19 protein-coding genes are annotated in these 17,677 nt (G+C 48.5%); 7 read left to right on the top strand and 12 right to left on the bottom strand.

All coding sequences use genetic code 11. The annotated features are described in order from the left end of the window. Positions 1 to 33: 33 nt before the first annotated feature. The 4 genes from SAR116_RS13160 to folK form a co-directional block, all read right to left on the bottom strand. Positions 34 to 654, bottom strand: a complete 621-nt coding sequence (locus tag SAR116_RS13160; protein ID WP_013045407.1) for a DUF2062 domain-containing protein — start codon at positions 652 to 654, stop codon at positions 34 to 36. Between the two features lie 50 nt (positions 655 to 704). Then, positions 705 to 2,834 carry a RelA/SpoT family protein gene (locus tag SAR116_RS02765; protein WP_013045408.1) on the bottom strand — a complete coding sequence of 710 codons (2,130 nt, stop codon included), beginning with the start codon at positions 2,832 to 2,834 and terminating at the stop codon, positions 705 to 707. Positions 2,835 to 2,899: 65 nt separating this feature from the next. Further along, positions 2,900 to 3,310 (bottom strand): DNA-directed RNA polymerase subunit omega, encoded by a 411-nt coding sequence (rpoZ, locus tag SAR116_RS02770; RefSeq protein ID WP_013045409.1) that lies wholly within the window; start codon positions 3,308 to 3,310, stop codon positions 2,900 to 2,902. Positions 3,311 to 3,413: 103 nt separating this feature from the next. Further along, positions 3,414 to 3,917 carry a 2-amino-4-hydroxy-6-hydroxymethyldihydropteridine diphosphokinase gene (gene folK, locus SAR116_RS02775; protein ID WP_013045410.1) on the bottom strand — a complete coding sequence of 168 codons (504 nt, stop codon included), beginning with the start codon at positions 3,915 to 3,917 and terminating at the stop codon, positions 3,414 to 3,416. 215 nt (positions 3,918 to 4,132) lie between these two features. On the opposite strand from folK, the gene SAR116_RS02780 reads away from it, so the two are divergent. Further along, positions 4,133 to 4,684, top strand: coding sequence for a LabA-like NYN domain-containing protein (locus SAR116_RS02780; RefSeq protein WP_013045411.1), 552 nt, complete (start codon positions 4,133 to 4,135; stop codon positions 4,682 to 4,684). Further along, the gene (locus tag SAR116_RS02785; RefSeq protein WP_013045412.1) at positions 4,674 to 5,357 is read left to right on the top strand and encodes a uracil-DNA glycosylase; all 684 of its coding nucleotides are present in this window, start codon (positions 4,674 to 4,676) and stop codon (positions 5,355 to 5,357) included. Before SAR116_RS02780 ends, SAR116_RS02785 begins: the two co-directional genes overlap by 11 nt. On the opposite strand, the gene smpB is transcribed toward SAR116_RS02785, so the two are convergent. Both smpB and dapA read right to left on the bottom strand, forming a co-directional pair. After that, the gene (gene smpB / locus SAR116_RS02790; RefSeq protein ID WP_013045413.1) at positions 5,354 to 5,821 is read right to left on the bottom strand and encodes an SsrA-binding protein SmpB; all 468 of its coding nucleotides are present in this window, start codon (positions 5,819 to 5,821) and stop codon (positions 5,354 to 5,356) included. The genes SAR116_RS02785 and smpB overlap by 4 nt on opposite strands. 25 nt (positions 5,822 to 5,846) lie before the next feature. Further along, complete coding sequence (gene dapA, locus SAR116_RS02795; protein ID WP_013045414.1) at positions 5,847 to 6,749, bottom strand: 4-hydroxy-tetrahydrodipicolinate synthase; 903 nt, start codon at positions 6,747 to 6,749, stop codon at positions 5,847 to 5,849. 163 nt (positions 6,750 to 6,912) lie between these two features. Here dapA and SAR116_RS02800 point away from each other — a divergent pair, with 163 nt between their 5' ends. Next, entirely contained in the window at positions 6,913 to 7,935 is a 1,023-nt protein-coding gene (locus SAR116_RS02800; RefSeq protein ID WP_013045415.1) for a threonine ammonia-lyase, read from the top strand. On the opposite strand, the gene SAR116_RS02805 is transcribed toward SAR116_RS02800, so the two are convergent. Both SAR116_RS02805 and SAR116_RS02810 read right to left on the bottom strand, forming a co-directional pair. Next, positions 7,932 to 10,361, bottom strand: coding sequence for a GcvT family protein (locus SAR116_RS02805; RefSeq protein WP_013045416.1), 2,430 nt, complete (start codon positions 10,359 to 10,361; stop codon positions 7,932 to 7,934). The genes SAR116_RS02800 and SAR116_RS02805 overlap by 4 nt on opposite strands. A 35-nt stretch (positions 10,362 to 10,396) precedes the next feature. Further along, positions 10,397 to 11,980, bottom strand: coding sequence for a trimethylamine methyltransferase family protein (locus SAR116_RS02810; RefSeq protein WP_013045417.1), 1,584 nt, complete (start codon positions 11,978 to 11,980; stop codon positions 10,397 to 10,399). 369 nt (positions 11,981 to 12,349) lie between these two features. On the opposite strand from SAR116_RS02810, the gene cobU reads away from it, so the two are divergent. Genes cobU through SAR116_RS13165 form a run of 4 tightly spaced genes read left to right on the top strand, consistent with a single transcriptional unit; the run spans position 12,350 to position 15,415 of the window. Beyond that, a complete protein-coding gene (gene cobU, locus SAR116_RS02820) occupies positions 12,350 to 12,886 on the top strand; it encodes a bifunctional adenosylcobinamide kinase/adenosylcobinamide-phosphate guanylyltransferase (protein ID WP_013045418.1) in 537 nt (178 codons plus the stop codon). 45 nt (positions 12,887 to 12,931) lie between these two features. After that, entirely contained in the window at positions 12,932 to 13,945 is a 1,014-nt protein-coding gene (gene cobT / locus SAR116_RS02825; protein ID WP_013045419.1) for a nicotinate-nucleotide--dimethylbenzimidazole phosphoribosyltransferase, read from the top strand. Beyond that, the gene (locus SAR116_RS02830; RefSeq protein WP_013045420.1) at positions 13,945 to 14,781 is read left to right on the top strand and encodes an adenosylcobinamide-GDP ribazoletransferase; all 837 of its coding nucleotides are present in this window, start codon (positions 13,945 to 13,947) and stop codon (positions 14,779 to 14,781) included. The genes cobT and SAR116_RS02830 overlap by 1 nt, the downstream gene beginning before the upstream one ends. Positions 14,782 to 14,791: 10 nt before the next feature. Further along, a complete protein-coding gene (locus SAR116_RS13165) occupies positions 14,792 to 15,415 on the top strand; it encodes a histidine phosphatase family protein (protein WP_049757475.1) in 624 nt (207 codons plus the stop codon). Positions 15,416 to 15,434: 19 nt separating this feature from the next. On the opposite strand, the gene hpf is transcribed toward SAR116_RS13165, so the two are convergent. From hpf to SAR116_RS02855, 4 genes are all read right to left on the bottom strand, one after another. Then, a complete protein-coding gene (gene hpf / locus SAR116_RS02840) occupies positions 15,435 to 16,061 on the bottom strand; it encodes a ribosome hibernation-promoting factor, HPF/YfiA family (protein ID WP_013045422.1) in 627 nt (208 codons plus the stop codon). Between the two features lie 160 nt (positions 16,062 to 16,221). After that, positions 16,222 to 16,854 (bottom strand): hypothetical protein, encoded by a 633-nt coding sequence (locus SAR116_RS02845; RefSeq protein WP_013045423.1) that lies wholly within the window; start codon positions 16,852 to 16,854, stop codon positions 16,222 to 16,224. Further along, positions 16,847 to 17,413, bottom strand: coding sequence for a SprT-like domain-containing protein (locus SAR116_RS02850; protein ID WP_013045424.1), 567 nt, complete (start codon positions 17,411 to 17,413; stop codon positions 16,847 to 16,849). The genes SAR116_RS02845 and SAR116_RS02850 overlap by 8 nt, the downstream gene beginning before the upstream one ends. 27 nt (positions 17,414 to 17,440) lie before the next feature. Continuing rightward, positions 17,441 to 17,644 carry a DUF2842 domain-containing protein gene (locus SAR116_RS02855; RefSeq protein WP_013045425.1) on the bottom strand — a complete coding sequence of 68 codons (204 nt, stop codon included), beginning with the start codon at positions 17,642 to 17,644 and terminating at the stop codon, positions 17,441 to 17,443. Positions 17,645 to 17,677: the final 33 nt, after the last annotated feature.

The raw sequence follows: 17,677 nt of genomic DNA on the forward strand, positions 1-17,677 counted from the left end.
AATTCCTTTATTCGCCCTTTTATATGATTGGTGTTATTTTGTGTCCTGATCGGTTTTCTGATCAAATTTTGTCGGCGTATCATGCGTCTTATCAGCTCCGGTGCCCCGGGTTGCCTGTGCGCGTCGCAATTTAGCCTCCATAATTCGTTTTGCCCTATGCTGACGCCAGGCGTCAATCGCCCAATAAGCCGCACCATAGGTCGTAAACCAACTGATTGCACCAAGTACAAAGCCCCCAAGCGTTAAAGGTAGCAGAAGATCGGTCGGATGTGACGAAAACTGATCCAGTGAAAGTAACTGTTGGCTGAAATCAAAACCTAAAATACGTAAAATGAATATACCCAGTTCATAATCAGCGTACCAGATTAGCGGGAATGTCCACGGATTGCCAATAAAGGTACCTATCGCCGAAACCAGAACGTTACCGCGTGCCAATGAGGTCAAAACGGCCGCCAGAATTAGATGAAAGCCGATAAAAGGCGTAAAGGATATAGCCACACCAAAAGACAGGCTGACCGCGATTGAAGAGGTGCTGCCGGGTGTCCGCACAACGCGTTGCATCAAATAGGCAAATAACCGGCGAAACCCGCGCTCGGGCCAAATCACCCCCCGCAACTGTGACAGTCGAGTTAAAGGATTCCTGCGCCTAAACATAGGCAAGCCCAAAACTGGTTAACATTGGCAGATGAAACTGCGCAGAAATATTAGCCATTAATATCCCGCTCCACGCTTTCAATATGCTTATTGGACTGCAAAACACCGATGATTGATCTTAAATGTTCAACATTTTTGACGTCAAGCTCCAGCTGAAAGCTGAAAAAATCAGGGGTGCGGTCAATCAGGTAAATATTTGAAATATTGCCACCTTGCTGGCCAATAACTGTAGTCAAAGCAGCCAAGCTACCAGGCACATTGGACAAGACTGTTTTTAAGCGCCCAGAAACACGCTTTGGCCCCTCGCGTTCCCATTCAACATCAATCCATAATTCAGGAGTGTCATTAAATTTGGATAAAGTATCACACCCAATCATATGCACCGTGACACCTTTGCCAGTAGTGAAAATGCCAACCACATCATCACCTGGTAACGGATGGCAACAGCGCCCCATAATAATCGCTGTTCCTGAATTATCTCCTTTTATTTTAAGCGCCACTGTTTGCTTTTTGGCGGTTTTACTGCTGCTTTTGCCTTTTACGGCAACTGCCGCATCGGGATGTACAGTTTCAAAAATTGTCAAAGCTGGAATACGGCCTTCGCCAACCTGCGCAAACAAGTCATCAATTTTGGTTGAACCAAGTGCAGTTAAATAATTTTCAATGGCTGACTGGCGAAAGGACTTACCATTTTCACGAAAAGTTTTCTGAAGCATTGCCTTGCCAACACGGCTGAATTCGACAATACGCTCAGCCCGCAGAAAGCGCCTTATGCCTGACTTGGCGCGCCCGGTTTTGACAAACGCCTCCCACTCGGCACGGGGGCGTGCATTCTCATCTGTGTGAATGTCAACCTGATCACCATTTTCAAGCTCGGTAGCTAGCTGACGATTCTTACCGTTAATGCTTACACCATTACAAGTAATGCCAATTTTTGTGTGAACGGCAAAAGCAAAATCCACCGCCGTTGCCCCTCGCGGCAAGGCAATTAGATCTCCACGGGGGGTAAAACAGAATACCTGATCTCGATATAAATCCATTTTCGTATGTTCAAGAAATTCATCAGCGCCTGCTTCTTCATCCAAAATAGAAACAAGTTCATTTATCCATTTTATTTTTTTGAAGTTATCAACATCTTCTTTGGTTTTATAGCTCCAGTGAGCCGCCACGCCATTTTCAGCATATTCATGCATTGATGGCGTCCGCACCTGAATTTCAATTTTGTGATTTTCAGGACCAATTACGCCTGTATGAAGTGACTGATAGCCATTGCGCTTTGGCGTTGAAATATAATCTTTAAATCGTCCCATAACCGATGGATAGGTGCCATGCACAGCACCAAGCGTTCTATAGCAGCTTTCAACATCAGGTACCAAAACACGAAAAGCCATTATATCTGCAAGCTGATCCATGGTGACTTTTTTGTGCTGCATTTTACGCCAGATTGAATAAGGCGTCTTAATACGTCCGGTAACACTACATTCTATGTCATGGCGCTCAACAACATGCTGAAGCTCAACACTGATAGTTGGAATGATGAGTTCTGTTTCTGTCACCAGATATTCAAGACGGTTTTTAATGGTTTCCTGCATTTCAGGATTCAGCACACCAAAAGCATAATCCTCCAATTCATTCTGGATATTGGTGACGCCAATCCGTTCAGCAAGCGGGACGTAAATTTCCATTGTCTCACGCGCAATGCGTGTTCGTTTTTCTGCTTTTGGAATGAAGGATAACGTGCGCATATTATGCGTTCGGTCGGCAAGCTTAACCAGCAACACCCTGACATCTTCGCTCATAGCCAGAAGTAGTTTACGAAAATTTTCTGCCTGAGCTGTACTTTGACGATTTTGTTCACCAATCCGACTCAGTTTGGTAACACCATCAACAAGCTGGGCAACACTAGCACCAAATGTCGCTTCGATGGTATCAAGCGAAACATCACAATCTTCTACGGTATCATGCAAAAGCGCCGTTATGACCGTATCAAGGTCAAGTCCCATCCCCGCCAGCATATTGGCCACGGCGACAGGATGCGTGTAATAGGCCTCTCCCGAAGCGCGCAACTGCCCATCATGCGCGGTCATGCCAAAATCAAAAGCACGCATCAAAATGTCGCCATCGCCCAAAGTGCCATAGCGTTGCATAGTGTTTTTAATCTGATCTGCAGTTTCAATCATCCAAGATCCCACCGATGCTCAAAATACCAGCATCCTTTTGGGCTGTTTGAATGATGCTGGCTGGCTTAATCCTCGCCCTGTAATTCGGTAAGGTCAACATCTTCAAAGCCAGTTTCTTCCAGCTCTTCGCTGCTACCGATTTGCATACCGCTTTCCTGAGCCTCATCATCACTGTAATCACCAACCATTTCAGATAGGTCAACTTCAGCAGCGATAGCAGCATCGTCGTGAGTTTCCTGTTCTTCACGAACAGAAAGACGCTGTAATTTCTTGATCAACCCCTCAGAAAGCACATCAAGATCGACGGTTTCTTCAGCAATTTCACGCAGCGCAATGACCGGGTTTTTGTCATTATCCCGATCAATCGTCGGAACGTCGCCTTTCAAAATGCCACGAGCGCGTTGACCAGCTGTCAAAACAAGCTCAAAACGGTTAGGGATTTTTTCAATACAATCTTCAACGGTGACACGTGCCATTCAGGTCTCCACGATTGGCGGCTAAAGCCAGCTCAAAAAATTAATGATTGACGGATGTTTACAGGAATTAAAAAAAACCCGCAAGCCCTTGTTCGGCGTATAATTATGATACCGGACGAATTATCTGACCATCTGGCAAAGTATCAATCAATGACTGGATAGAATCACCAGTCACCGGATGCACCCAGTCAGGCGCTAAATCCTGAAGTGGAAGCAATACAAAGGCGCGTTGATGCATGCGCGGATGCGGCAAAAGCAAAGATTCGTCATCACTGTGCATACCACCAAAATCCAAAAGGTCTATGTCAAGAACGCGGGCTTCGTTACGGATTCGCCTTTGGCGTCCGAACTGTGCCTCAACCTTATGTAAGGCGGTTAATGTTTCGGCGGCATTTAGGGATGTGGTGGCATGAATAACGGCATTTTTAAACCATGGTTGATCAGACACCGGCACCGGAGCCGACTCGAACCAGCGCGAAATTTTAATTATATCAATGCTATAACCAGACAGGCCGTCTAGCGCAGCCTCGCACCCCGCTTGAGGACTGTTAAAGCCATCAGGCGTTAAATTAGCGCCAATGCCCAGATATATGTCGGTTTTTTGCATGTTTATCCCTAAAGGTTTTATGCCAGCCACGCACATCATGCCCTAAACACATTTAGAACATGAATATGACGCCGTTATAGGCAAGTTGAATATATAAGTCGCTTTATTTTTTAGAAAAAGCTCAGCTTCTGTGTATTTATTATTAGTATTAAATTACGAATAGCTTTTATTCTTAATCATCATTTTTAAAAGGATTTATTAAAGGATTTTTTCTCATGGACAAAACAGCATTATTTATTGATGGATCTAACTTTTATGCCGCCGCCCGTGCGCTTAATCTGGATATAGACTTTGCGCGTATGCGGACTCATTTCGCCAAAGACACCAATCTCATCCGTGCTTATTACTATACCGCTATCCCTGAAGATCAGGAATTTTCCTCGCTTCGGCCGCTGGTCGATTGGCTGGATTATAATGGCTATGCCGTGGTCAGCAAATTAACCCGCGAATTTATTGATGAAGAAACCGGAAGACGCCGACTTAAAGGCAATATGGATATGGAACTGGCGCTCGATATGCTAAAGCTAGCGCCGCATATCGACCATGCCATTCTGTTTTCTGGTGATGGCGATTTCTGTCGTCTGCTCGAAGATGTGCAGGCGCTTGGTGTCCGAACAACGGTGGTGTCAACCAATAAGACATCCCCGCCGATGGTTGCCGATCAGTTACGTCGCATGGCTGATGTCTATATTGATATGGCCGATATTGCGGCAGATATTTCCAAAAGTAGTTCAAAAGCACCTGCCAAAGCGACAAATGACACCTAGACTTTCGACCTTTTCGCCGCCGCCAGCTGATTGTGCATTATGTCCACGGCTGCATGACTATTTGCAAACATATGCCAAAACACATCCTGAATGGCATAATGCGCCTGTTGATGCGATGGGATCATTGAAAGCGCAGGTTTTGATCGTTGGCCTCGCGCCTGGTTTAAAAGGCGCAAATGCAACTGGCCGCCCTTTTACCGGCGACTCGGCTGGAGGTTATCTTTTTGAGATGCTAGGACGATTTGGGATGGCGCATGGGGCATATGGCGGTCATGCAAATGACGGCATCAGGCTTGACGATGTCCGGATCACCAATGCGGTGCGATGCGTGCCCCCTCAAAACAAACCAAGCGCTGTCGAAACGCATAATTGCCGTCCCTTTCTTGTCGGTGAAATTATGGCCATGGCCAATCTCAAGGTGGTGCTGGCACTGGGGCGACTTGCGCATGATGCGGTTCTGCGCGCAACAGGATATAGATATGCAGAATATCTATTTACACATGCCAGCCATCACCAGATCGTCAGCAAGATGGCCGATGGCAACGCACGCAAACTTCAGCTGATCAGTTCGTATCATTGCTCACGATACAACACCCAGACGCGCCGATTGACCGATGATATGTTTTCACATATTTTCAGTATGGTGAAAGATGAAATTAATTTAGAAAATTAATTTTTACCACGTAAAAGGCGGGCTTTGTCACGGCCCCAGTCGCGATCCTTTGCCGCCTGGCGTTTATCCTGTTTCTTTCGGCCTTTGGCAAGACCAACCGAAATTTTAGCCACGCCTTTATCATTAAAATAAAGACTAAGCGGCACAAGTGTCATGCCTTCGCGCCGGATCAACCCCAGTAACTTGTTACGTTCACGTGCCTTGACCAACAATTCACGAGGACGCTTGGGTTCGTGATTAACCCGTGCAGGTTCGTAAATAGGGATATTTGCATTGAACAGCATCAAGCGCCCACTATCTTCACCAGCATAAGATTCGGCAATGCTGGCGCGCCCTGTCCGCAATGATTTGACCTCACTGCCAAGCAGGATCAGCCCAGCCTCGATACGGTCTTCGATCTCATATTCATGGCGCGCTTTTCGGTTTTCAGCGATACGGCCCGTTGATATATGCCCAGAGGCCATTTGATTTACCTAACTGGATAGATGACTAATTCAACAAACCTGCGCTTCGCAGGGCGGCTTTTACCTGTGCCTTGCTGGCTTCGGCAATTTCGCATAATGGCAAACGCGTATCTGCTGAACAGATGCCCAGCAGTTCCGCCGCATATTTGACCGGTCCGGGGCTCGCTTCGCAGAACATGGCATCATGAACTGGCATTAAACGCGCATTGATGAGCTGTGCGGTTTTGATATCGCCAGCCTGCCACGCCTGATGCATTTCAGCCACTAACTGAGGGGCGATATTGGACGTAACCGAAATCGCACCGTGACCACCTGCAGCAAGATAAGGCAAGGTTGTGGCATCTTCCCCCGACATCTGGGCAAAGCCATGCCCCAGCAAAGTTTGCAGTTTTGTTGGCCGTGCCACATCGCTGGTTGCGTCTTTAATGCCGCAGATATTACTGAAATCCTTGGCCATTCGGCATAGGTTATCATCGCTCACCCGCACGATTGATCGGCCGGGGATATCATAAACGATGACCGGTACGTCAACCGCCGTGGCAACGGCTGTGAAATGGCGATAAAGCCCCTCTTGCGTGGGCTTATTGTAATAGGGGCTGACAATCAGCACCGCATCTGCCCCCGCATCTGCACCATGTTTAGCCAGACGTACTGCCTCGGCTGTGCTATTTGATCCAGCCCCCGCAATGACAGGCACACGGCCAGCGGCCTGTTCTATACACAACTCAACAACGCGATCATGCTCTTCATGTGACAAGGTTGGGGATTCACCAGTAGTGCCGACAGGTACCAGACCATTCGTGCCACTTTCGATCTGAAAATCCACAAGTTTGCAGAACGCAGCTTCATCAATTTTACCATTGGCAAAAGGCGTAATAAGCGCTGTGAATGAACCGGCAAATTGCGGTGATGTGGCGGAACTGGTCATCTGGTGATCCTTTATGTTAACAAGCCACCAAAATAGGCGTGCAACGCGCCAAACTCAAGTGCCTAAAACAAACTAAGGCGATTGATAGGCTAACCGCTTGCGCCTATGACCTATTATTCCTAGGGTGTATCGTGATTTTTACCCATCCTGTCGGAGCCTTATCATGACAGACACCAAAGCGGCCATCGAACAAACAGCAGACGCGGCCTTGCAAATAACTGCAAAAACAATTGCCGATGCCGCGATCCGCATCGCGCCTCATACGATACAAACCCCCTTAATGGAGTCCCCTCTTTTAAATCAGTTGCTGGGTATTAGGCTATTGGTAAAAGCCGAGTGCCTGCAACATACGGGTGCCTTTAAATTACGCGGTGCCAGTAATGTGATCTGGTCGCTAGGTGATGAGGTCAAGCATGTCGTTGCCTATTCAAGCGGCAATCACGCGCAGGGTGTTGCCCGCGCCGCCGCCAGCCGCGGCATCAAAGCCACAATCGTGATGCCCGAAGACGCGCCAGCAAACAAGGTGGAAGGGACGCGTGCCTTTGGGGCTGAAATTGTCTTTTATGACCGCTATTCGCAGAATCGCGAGGAAATAGGCGAAGCCATAACCAAAACACATAATGCCGAGCTTGTTCGCCCTTATGAAGATGTGCGCATTATCGCCGGACAAGGCACTGTCGGGCATGAGATTGCCGCCCAATGCGCCGCCATGAATATCACGCCTGATGCCCTATTATGCTGTTGTGGCGGTGGCGGCTTAATCGCCGGAACAAGCATCGCCTTAAAAGCTGCCTTTCCGGATATTGATATCTGGTCTGCCGAACCAGCCTTTTATGACGATACCAAGCGATCGCTGGAAAGCGGCAAAATCCAGACCGCCGATATATCCAAAAAATCAATCTGTGATGCGATTGTGACCCCACAACCTGGCCAAATGACCTTTGCAATCAATCGTAACAACCTCAGCGGTGGTGCCGTTGTCAGCGACGAATTGGCTCTCAAGGCGATTGCAACTGCGTTTAAATATCTGAAGATCATTATTGAGCCAGGTGGTGCTGTGGCATTGGCGGCGGCTTTGGATGGACAATATCCAGCTGGTGCCAAAACTGTTATTGCCGTGGCATCAGGCGGTAATATTGATAACCAGATGTTTGCCCGCGCACTTGACGCCGGTGCGTTGATCTAGCTACGCATACGCCCTGCATTAGCATCAAATAACGGTACGCGCTGTAATCGTGCATCCAACTGTTCGCTGAGCAATTCTATCTGCCAGCCATCATTGTGATCGGCAAGTTCCTTTGGCACATAACCCTGTGCCACTGATACGCCCGATGCGTGGGCAAAACCACCCGATGTTACCCAGCCGACAACCTTGCCCGCATGGGATATAGGTTCATCGCCAATGACATCAGCGTCTTTGGCATCAACAACAAAGCTGCATAAACGCAATGAGCCGCCAGATTCACGCTCGGCATGCGCCGCAGCCTTGCCAATGAAGTCTGTGTCCTTGTCGTAGGCAACAAAGCGGTCAAGTCCGGTTTCAACAGCCCCATAAATCGGCCTGAATTCGCGTCCCCATGAGCCAAAATTCTTTTCCAGCCGCAAGGCATTCAAGGCGCGGGCGCCGAATAATGTGATGTCATGATCTGCACCTGCCAACATGAATTGGTCATATAGATTAGTTAGATATTCAGGTTTAACCCATATTTCATACCCAAGATCACCCGTGTAGCTGACCCGGCCAACAATGGCTGGCACCATGCCAATATCCATTCTGCGCACCGACATAAACGGCATAGCCGCGTGAGATACATCATCAAATGTGCACGCCTGCAAAACATCACGCGACTTTGGCCCAGCAAGCGTCAGACCAACAAGCTCAAGATTATGCGATGTAATCGTCACTGATCCATCTTTTGGCATATGCGCCATAAACCAGCGCATATGGTAATTTTCGGCAATTCCCGAGCCAATAATCAGAAATTCATCTTCTGCCAGACAAGCGAGGGAAAAGTCACCGATGACCTTGCCATCATCTTTCAGCATCGGCGCCAATGTCATGCGACCCATCGGTGGTAGCTTGCACGCCAGCAATCGATCCAACCACGCATGCGCACCACTACCTGTTACACTATATTTGGCAAATCCCGATATATCACCCAGACCAACAGAGTCGCGAACGCCGCGTGCCTCGGCACCAATATGCTCAAAGTCAGTTGACCGGCGCCACGAAAATTCATCCTTCACCCCTTCGGGGGCATACCATAGCGGCACTTCCAATCCATAACTGGCACCAAATTGCGCACCTGCAGCTTTTTGCCTGTCATATATGCTGGTGGTCAGCAAGGGACGGCCAGCTTCGAGTTCTTCATTCGGATAACGGATGGAAAAGCGACGTGAATAATTTTCACGCACACGCGCATTTGTGTAAGCCATATTCGTATAATCACCAAAGCGGCTGATATCCATCGCCCAGACATCAAAACCCGGATCACCATTAACAATCCAGTTTGCCAGCGCCAGACCAACCCCACCGCCCTGGCTAAATCCAGCCATAACAGCACATGCAGACCAGTAATTCGTCATGCCCTTGACCGGCCCGACAAGCGGATTACCATCCGGTGCAAAGGTGAACGGTCCATTGATGATTTGCTTTATGCCCGCGCGTTCAAAAGCGGGAAAATGCCGAAAGCCGACTTCCAATGACGGGGCAATCCGGTCAATATCAGGCTCGAGCAGTTGATGCCCAAATTCCCATGGTGTTTCGCGTTCTGACCACGGCACACAGGCTTTTTCATAAGTCCCCATCAGCATGCCGCCGCGTTCCTGGCGCACATAAATTTCACCGTCAAAATCAACAGCATGGATAACTTCAGACCCTGTTTTGGCGTTTGCCTCGGCGACCTCGGGCATATCCTCGGTTAACAGATACATATGTTCCATCGCCAGCACGGGCAATTCCAAACCCACCATGCGGCCAACTTCACGCGCCCACAACCCTGCGGCATTAACAATATGTTCTGCCTTGATTGTGCCTTTGTCAGTTATCACATTCCACGTACCATCCGGGCTTTGTGTCAGGGATTCAACCTTTGTATGAGTATAGAATTCTGCCCCATTCTTTCGTGCAGATTTTGCATAAGCATGGGTCACACCATAAGGATCAACATGTCCTTCAATAGGATCATACATAGCCCCAACAAACTGGCTAGGATCAATAAGCGGCAACAATTCATGGGCGCGCTCAGGGGTGATGATTTCAAGATCATCCATACCAAGATATTTACCCTTGGCATAAACGCCCTTTAACCAGTCAAAGCGTTCTTCGGTAGCGGCCAGCATGACACCACCCGTCATATGCATGGTGATATCCTGACCCGATAGGTCTTCGATTTCCTGATATAGCTCAATCGTATATTGTTGCAACTTGGCAACATTCGGATCACCATTAATCGTATGCATACCGCCCGCCGCGTGCCATGTTGATCCGGACGTCAATTCCGAACGTTCGAGCATGATAACGTCGCGGCATCCCAGCTTGGTCAGGTGATACAGAACCGAAGCCCCAACGACACCACCGCCGATAACAACCACTTTTGCTTGTGTTTTCATGTTAATACAATTCCATTCATATATTGTTGCATTGTTTAAAAATCAGTAGGCGCGCCGCCTTCAGCCTTACGCCGATCTACAAATGCCAGCAATTCTTCATGTCTGTCTGCAGGCATTGGCGGTGCCTGAAACGTGGCGATGATATCCTTGAATAGTTTATTAGCGCGTTCGGGTGTTCTGATTGCACCAGCGGCTTCCCAGGCTTCAAAATTCCGCCAGTCACTGACAAACGGTTCATGAAATGCGCTTTGATAGCGATCCTGCGTGTGCTGGATACCGAAATAATGGCCGCTTGCGCCAACTTCCCTGATCGCATCAATGGCAATGGCATCGGGTTGTGCATCCCATATGTCTGGCTCCATATAACGCTGGATAATCTGAAGCATTTCACAATCCATAATGAACTTTTCCGGACTTGCTATAAGCCCACCTTCAAGCCAACCAGCCGCGTGATAGACCATATTGGTTCCCGATTGCACCGCAGACCATAGTGAATTGGACGTTTCCCAGATAGATTGACCATCCGGTATATTTGCCGCACAAACGCCTGATGCACGCATAGGCATGTCGTAATATCGCGCCATCTGACCAGTAATCTGGGTTGCACGCATATATTCTGCTGTTCCAAATGCAGGCGCACCCGATTTCATATCAACATTCGAAGTAAAGGTGCCAATAACACAGGGACAGCCAGGCTTTACGTATTGAAACAGGGCAATGGCGGATAAGGCTTCGGCAATAGACAAGGTCACCGCCCCCGTCATGGTTACAGGCGCCATCGCGCCAGCCAGAGTGAAAGGTGTTACCACGACGGCTTGACCACGCCGGATCATCCGCAATGAACCGTCAATCATCGGATGATCATGCTTGAGAGGTGAAGTTGAATTGATGTTTGTAAACATATGCGGTTTTGACTGAAACGCGGCTTCACTAAGTCCCGCCGCAATCTTTACCATTTCCATGACATCTTCAATACGCTCTTTGCCAAGCGCATAAGCATGAGCGACCTTATCAGTCAGTGTTAGCTTGTCATAAATAACATCAAGATGACGAATAGAGGCATGAATATCTACCGGTTCGACCGGATAGCCTCCCACGAAATGAATGCAATTGAAATATTGTGAAAGTTTCAACAAATTTGCACATTGTTCTCGGGTACCAGCGATTTTATGCCCAAGGTCAAGATCATAGTAATTTGGTGGTGATGACACATTGCCAAAGAGAATGTGATTACCGCCAATGGTAATTTCGTGATCTGGATTACGAGGCGTTATGGTAAACTGGCGTGGCACTTTGGCAATCATATCCATGACCCAGTCACGCCCCATTTTTACGTTGGTGCCATCAACCTTACATCCAGCGTCTTTAAAAAGCTGCTGCGCTTCTTCATTAAGAAACTCAATGCCGATTTCTTCGAGGATATGCATAGCCCCGTTATGAATGGCGATAACACCATCCTCGGATAGAGGCTCGATTGGGCGATCATGATTAACGGGCAACCGCCACGGGCTTTGTTTGAAAAGCGTATCACCCCGGCGGGCCGTATTCGCGGCACGTCCCCCAGACCGTAGGCGCCGACCAGATTTTGCACCACCTGTTTTTGATGAATTCTCGTCCATGACGCCCCCTCAACATCCGGCAGAACACGGCTATCACGCCGATGTATCACATTCATTCATATTCGTAACTTTGATAACCATTTTTTGTGTCTGTCAAACATTTCTCGATCAAAAACCAAAGTTTGATAATGTTTTTACAGCGGCATCAAACAAACCAACTTTTAACCCTTTGATGGTTAGCTTGCATATAATGTCAATCTATCAAGAAATTGTTTTCACTTTTCATCAAGCCTGACTTTCAAGATAATTATGGCCATTTTCCATAACTAGCGTTTATAAAGGCGATATGATGACTGCGTCTGCCAAGATCCAAGAGAATGCCAATTGTGATCAGGCCGTAAATACAGCCAGATATTAGGATGAAATTTTATGCCTCATGATATTCATTTTGTTTTAGGCGGCGCACGTTCTGGTAAATCCCGCATAGCTGAAAACCTTGCCTTTGACAGTTTTAAAACCATGGCATCAGATGATGCCCAGCTTCTATATATTGCCACAGCACAGGCGTTTGATGACGAAATGCAGGCACGTATCGACCTGCATCAGCAGCGCCGCGGCGACGCGTGGAAGCTTGTCGAGGCACCAATTGATCTGGCCGATAATATCAAACTTTATGATAATCCCCATACTGTCATGCTGATTGACTGCCTGAGCGTCTGGGTTACCAATCTGTTGATCGGTGACCAGGATATAAAAGCCGAAAGTGAAAAGCTTTGTCATGGTCTCGATAACAGCCAGGCTACGATCTTTTGTGTTGCCAGCGAGACCGGATTGGGAATTGTGCCAGATAACGCCTTGTCACGGCAGTTCAGAGATGAAAGCGGATTGTTAAATCAGCATGTCGCGGCACTGGCAGATCATGTCTATTTTGTTACAGCGGGGCTGGTATCAAAACTTAAACCTTAACCCATAAACTTTGCTTATCTTTTACCTAATTCATACGAGACATTCATGATTTTTTCTTCAACCGCACATGTAATTGACATTATTGATAACCTTCCCGCCGCCAATGGTGAGGTCAAAAATCAGGCCTATGCACGGCAAAACCAACTTACAAAACCACCTGGATCACTTGGCAAACTGGAAACCATAGCTGTCTGGATGGCAGGATGGCAAGGTGTGGAAAAGCCTGTCATAAATAATGGGCAATGTCTGGTTTTCGCCGGCAATCATGGAGTTGTAGCACAAAATATTTCATCCTTTCCTGCAGAGGTTACAGGTCAGATGGTGGCCAATTTTGCCGCCGGTGGCGCTGCGATAAATCAGCTATGCGATGAAGCTAATCTGAAATTGACAGTTACCGATATCGAACTTGACCGGCCGACACATGATCTTTCTCAAGGTCCGGCAATGACCGAAGATGACGTTCTTGAGGCGATGAATATCGGTGCGGCTCAAATTGCCGAAGATTGCGATTTTATCGTCGTAGGCGAAATGGGCATTGGCAATACGACCGCCGCCGCCGCCTTGTGCATGGCACGATTTGGCGGCGACGCCCCACGCTGGGTGGGCCCCGGTACCGGGCTTGATGACGATGGCGTTGCACATAAAGCCAAAATCATTGAACAAGCTATAGATACACAAGGCAAAACAGATGCTAATCCGGTGGCCTTGCTGGCTGGATTTGGTGGCCGTGAACTAGCTGCCATTGCCGGTGCCGTTTTGGCTGCCCGGATGCGCTCGATACCGGTAATACTTGATGGCTTCATCAGCACCGCCGCCGCCGCCGCCCTGACCGCCGATGGCAAGCTTGACGCCCTAGATCATACGGTTATATCGCATATGTCGGCAGAACCGGGACATTTGAGACTTGCGGTTGCCTTGCGCAAACAGCCGCTTATCGATCTGGGCATGCGCCTTGGCGAAGCGAGTGGCGGGGCTGTGGCAACCTTGATTATTCGTGCGGCTCTGGCAACACATAACGGTATGGCTACCTTTGCCGAAGCTGGCGTAAGCGAGGGATAATGGCGAAGAAACCGCGCGCGCACACCCCAAAAAAACAGGATTTAATGCCTTTCTCGGTGTTTGGTGACAGCGCATCAGCCTTCATTCTGCTCAGCCGGATTCCTGTGTTCTGGTTTCGCTTTGAAGCATCAAAGACCCCTGATTTCACGCGTTCCTTATGGGCATTTCCCCTTGTAGGGATGATTATCGGTGCTGGTGCTGGTTGCATATTGCTGCCTACTGTTCAAACGGTTCTGCCCCCAGCGGGCGCTGCCATTCTAGCACTTGGCTTCATTGCCATTATTACTGGTGCCATGCACGAAGATGGCATGGCTGATCTGGCAGATGGCTTTGGCGGTGGGCAAACAGAAACCGATAAAAGCCGGATCATGCATGACAGTCATATCGGTTCCTATGGTGTGCTGGCGCTGATTTTGGTCAGTCTATTTCGTGGCACCCTGTTTTTTGCGATCAGCACCCTATTTAGCAATGGCATGATGCTGGTGCTGTTTATGGCAATCACGCTGGCCACCGCACGTGCGCAGATCATCTATCAGCTTTGCCTGTTTCCAATCAGCCCGCATGCTAAACTGGGGGCCATGCTGAGCCGCCCTGCCCCTATTGTTGTGATTATCGGCACTGCTTTATGGGTGATACCGTTTTTCTATCTATTCCCGCTGGTGCCTGCGCTTGGTGCAAGTTGTGCGGCATTGATCGTATCATTTTCGATTGGGTATCTGGCAAAACGCCAGATTTCCGGCCTATCTGGCGATGTCATGGGTGCCAGCATTATTGGTGCCGAAATGGGCTTTATGACGCTGTTTTATGCTCTGTCCACCAGTAGCTTTACCGGATAATAATATTGTCATGGAACATAATACACCTATCACCCGCTTTTATTTTGTCCGACATGCCGCTGTCCAGAAAGTGGCAGGCTGCTTGCCGCCGCATGATCCCCCTATAACCGATCATAGCCATGATCTGACTCACTTACTGGCATCACTGCCAACCGGGGCGGACTGGCATATAAGCCCGCTACAGCGCACACGGCAAACGGCCGATCTGCTAATGACACAGTTGCAACCGCAATCAATAAAAATGGAACCTGCCTTGGTTGAACAAAGTTTTGGCAACTGGCATGACCAGCCAGTGGATGAAATATGGAAAGAGCTTAAAGATAAACCGCGGCATAATTGGTCATTTATGACTGCGAGCTTCATTCCGCCTGATGGCGAGAGTTTTGTCCAGCAGTGTGCGCGGGTTGCTGACTGGTGCAAAATACAGGAGCAACAGGAATTTATCGTGCCACAGATTCTGATTGCGCATGCTGGCACCATTTGCGCTGTGCTGGCGCATATGCTGGCCATACCGCCAGATCGCGCTTTGGCTTTTACAGTGCCAAATTTAGGTTATCTGGAAGCACATCTGATGAATGCCAGCCATGGCACACAGCATGCTGGCGGTCTATGGCAGGTAAAATCACTACCATAGAGCGATCATTAAGGCCATGTTACGTACCGACCCCCATCCGGCGCATACCACGAGGATCAATCCAGCCAATCGTGCCATCTTCACGAAAATGAACAACATTCAGGCCAAGATGATTGGCATTCCGGAACATCAGCATATTGGCACCGCTTAGTTCCAGACGCATAACGGCCTGATCAACGCTCAATGTTTCAATATCATAAGACATATCTGCAAAAACAGGCACTAGTTCATCATCAGACTTTACATCATCGGACTTTACATCGTCGGACGCATGCACCTGCTCGCTAGAAGCATATACGCGCATGGGCGCGGTCATGATTGCTTCTTCTTCCTCGCCAATCGTAACTGTATTTCGATGATTTTTTAGACGCCTTTTATGGCGTCGCAAACGTTTTTCAGCATGCGTCATCGCTGCATCAAGTGCCGTATGGGCGTCGCCAGCCTGGCCAGTGGCTTCGAGTTCGATCCGGCGTGACAGGGCAACACGCGCTTTAACAGTAAATCCAGACTCGGCTTTCTCGAGCGTTATGTGGCCACTAACAGCATTTTGAAAATACTTTTCGACGACATTGTTCAGGGCATTATGGGCGTGTTCCTGAAAGGCCGCCCCGGTATCCATATTTTTTCCTGAAATGTTAATTTGCATACGGCGTATCTCCCTCAATCAAAACGTAACTGAATCACACATATGAACAGCCACTGAAGCGCAAATAACCGCGCCCATCTTTGCTATGAGGGAGCAGAAGGGCGCTCCAGATGTTTATGGTGACAAGAATAATGATTTGAAGCAAGAGTTTAGTCGATATTTATATCGAAATGGCTGGCGTCGCTCTGAAACCAAGCGAAAGCCGTCCTTGAGCAACCCTGTCAACACCATGAAGCGGGCGCGCATCTTCACCAGTTCGATTACTAAAACCTGGTGCCGAGAGTAAAACCATACGACCGGGTCGATCATCGATGGTTCGTTTGCCCCTGCCCGAGCGATCTTCACAGCCAAATAGACGTGACGAGCCATCAAGACAAATGATAATCACGATGTGATGATAACGTTGCCCGTCTCGATGAATGCCAATCCCTCGTGAACCTGCCGGGTATTTTTGAATGGCAAAGTCTTCAAGGCGGAAAGGCTGGGCAAAGGGGTTTTGTGGCAAAGCTTGCCCCGCCGCCCATAAGGACGTTTCAAGATAGGTAGCTAGATTATCAAAAACACCCTCGCGTGGTGCTGGAAAACAAACATCAAAATCCTGAAATGTAGAGCGCCCCTGATAATTGATTGCGCCTTGAGCACGCCGAAATTCCTGTTGTTTGGCGGCCATACGCAAACCGGCAACTTCAGCATCGGTGAAAAATTGCAAACTTGTTATCCGCTTTGCAGGATGAGCCAATCGTTGCAATGCTGCACCAAGTTGTTTTAGGCGCTTGTGATCATAGTCAAACATGCTGTCTCCCTGGCTCAAAAACCACAGGGCTTTTGCAGGTAGCACAAAGCAATCCCGATTTCCGACGATGGCGTTCAACCTCAAAACAGCCATTAGGGCACCGCATCATCCAGCGTGCATAAGAAAAATTCAGTGTATGACACCGTGTCGCCGTACATCCAATCGCGCGGGCCTGCTGCCGCCAAACGGCATCATGACCATGATGTGGCCCAACCAGCGCATGCGCGATTTCATGTAAAATCGTATCACGAATATGATCCATTTCAGCGTAACGGACATAGTGCCGCGACAACGATATTTCTTTTTTGTTATAATCACATTGGCCAGCCCGGCGGCGGGCATGATCAAGCTTAATGCGCCAGTCACCAAGACCATGCTGTTTCATCATATCCGTAGCCAAATTTAGGGCTTCGGCATGCGGACGGTCTATTTTTTTCAGCTTTTCGGGATCATGTTCAGAAACTGTCGGTACCGGATTCGGGCGGCGTGTCGAGGTTTGCGCGCCCGCCTGAACCATCAAATCAGAAAAAATATCAATGATTTTATTTTTCTGACGCATCAATAAACCTTCATAACCAGCACCAATTCAGTGGCTTTCATGTTTGGCAAGCCAGCCAACCACTTTGCCAGCTGCCGGTATCCAGATCAGACCTGCAAGCACATAAAAGACCAGATCGATAAGCCAGTGAATATTGGTGATATAATCAGCCAGCACCATCATCATTCCGACATAGATAATCAACGCTGGCACCAAACCTACCGCTACCGTAAAATGTCGCCACCTAGCCATAAGAACCTCATTTTCTCTGGCGTCAAAGCGCCC

It is taken from the genome of Candidatus Puniceispirillum marinum IMCC1322, from assembly GCF_000024465.1.
Classification (GTDB): Bacteria; Pseudomonadota; Alphaproteobacteria; order Puniceispirillales; family Puniceispirillaceae; genus Puniceispirillum; species Puniceispirillum marinum.

Bases quoted from the DNA above. Each gene is read 5' to 3' on its own strand.
- SAR116_RS13160 (WP_013045407.1), bottom strand. From the start codon at position 654: ATGTTTAGGCGCAGGAATCCTTTAACTCGACTGTCACAGTTGCGGGGG.
- SAR116_RS02765 (WP_013045408.1), bottom strand. From the start codon at position 2,834: ATGATTGAAACTGCAGATCAGATTAAAAACACTATGCAACGCTATGGC.
- rpoZ (WP_013045409.1), bottom strand. From the start codon at position 3,310: ATGGCACGTGTCACCGTTGAAGATTGTATTGAAAAAATCCCTAACCGT.
- folK (WP_013045410.1), bottom strand. From the start codon at position 3,917: ATGCAAAAAACCGACATATATCTGGGCATTGGCGCTAATTTAACGCCT.
- SAR116_RS02780 (WP_013045411.1), top strand. From the start codon at position 4,133: ATGGACAAAACAGCATTATTTATTGATGGATCTAACTTTTATGCCGCC.
- SAR116_RS02785 (WP_013045412.1), top strand. From the start codon at position 4,674: ATGACACCTAGACTTTCGACCTTTTCGCCGCCGCCAGCTGATTGTGCA.
- smpB (WP_013045413.1), bottom strand. From the start codon at position 5,821: ATGGCCTCTGGGCATATATCAACGGGCCGTATCGCTGAAAACCGAAAA.
- dapA (WP_013045414.1), bottom strand. From the start codon at position 6,749: ATGACCAGTTCCGCCACATCACCGCAATTTGCCGGTTCATTCACAGCG.
- SAR116_RS02800 (WP_013045415.1), top strand. From the start codon at position 6,913: ATGACAGACACCAAAGCGGCCATCGAACAAACAGCAGACGCGGCCTTG.
- SAR116_RS02805 (WP_013045416.1), bottom strand. From the start codon at position 10,361: ATGAAAACACAAGCAAAAGTGGTTGTTATCGGCGGTGGTGTCGTTGGG.
- SAR116_RS02810 (WP_013045417.1), bottom strand. From the start codon at position 11,980: ATGGACGAGAATTCATCAAAAACAGGTGGTGCAAAATCTGGTCGGCGC.
- cobU (WP_013045418.1), top strand. From the start codon at position 12,350: ATGCCTCATGATATTCATTTTGTTTTAGGCGGCGCACGTTCTGGTAAA.
- cobT (WP_013045419.1), top strand. From the start codon at position 12,932: ATGATTTTTTCTTCAACCGCACATGTAATTGACATTATTGATAACCTT.
- SAR116_RS02830 (WP_013045420.1), top strand. From the start codon at position 13,945: ATGGCGAAGAAACCGCGCGCGCACACCCCAAAAAAACAGGATTTAATG.
- SAR116_RS13165 (WP_049757475.1), top strand. From the start codon at position 14,792: ATGGAACATAATACACCTATCACCCGCTTTTATTTTGTCCGACATGCC.
- hpf (WP_013045422.1), bottom strand. From the start codon at position 16,061: ATGCAAATTAACATTTCAGGAAAAAATATGGATACCGGGGCGGCCTTT.
- SAR116_RS02845 (WP_013045423.1), bottom strand. From the start codon at position 16,854: ATGTTTGACTATGATCACAAGCGCCTAAAACAACTTGGTGCAGCATTG.
- SAR116_RS02850 (WP_013045424.1), bottom strand. From the start codon at position 17,413: ATGCGTCAGAAAAATAAAATCATTGATATTTTTTCTGATTTGATGGTT.
- SAR116_RS02855 (WP_013045425.1), bottom strand. From the start codon at position 17,644: ATGGCTAGGTGGCGACATTTTACGGTAGCGGTAGGTTTGGTGCCAGCG.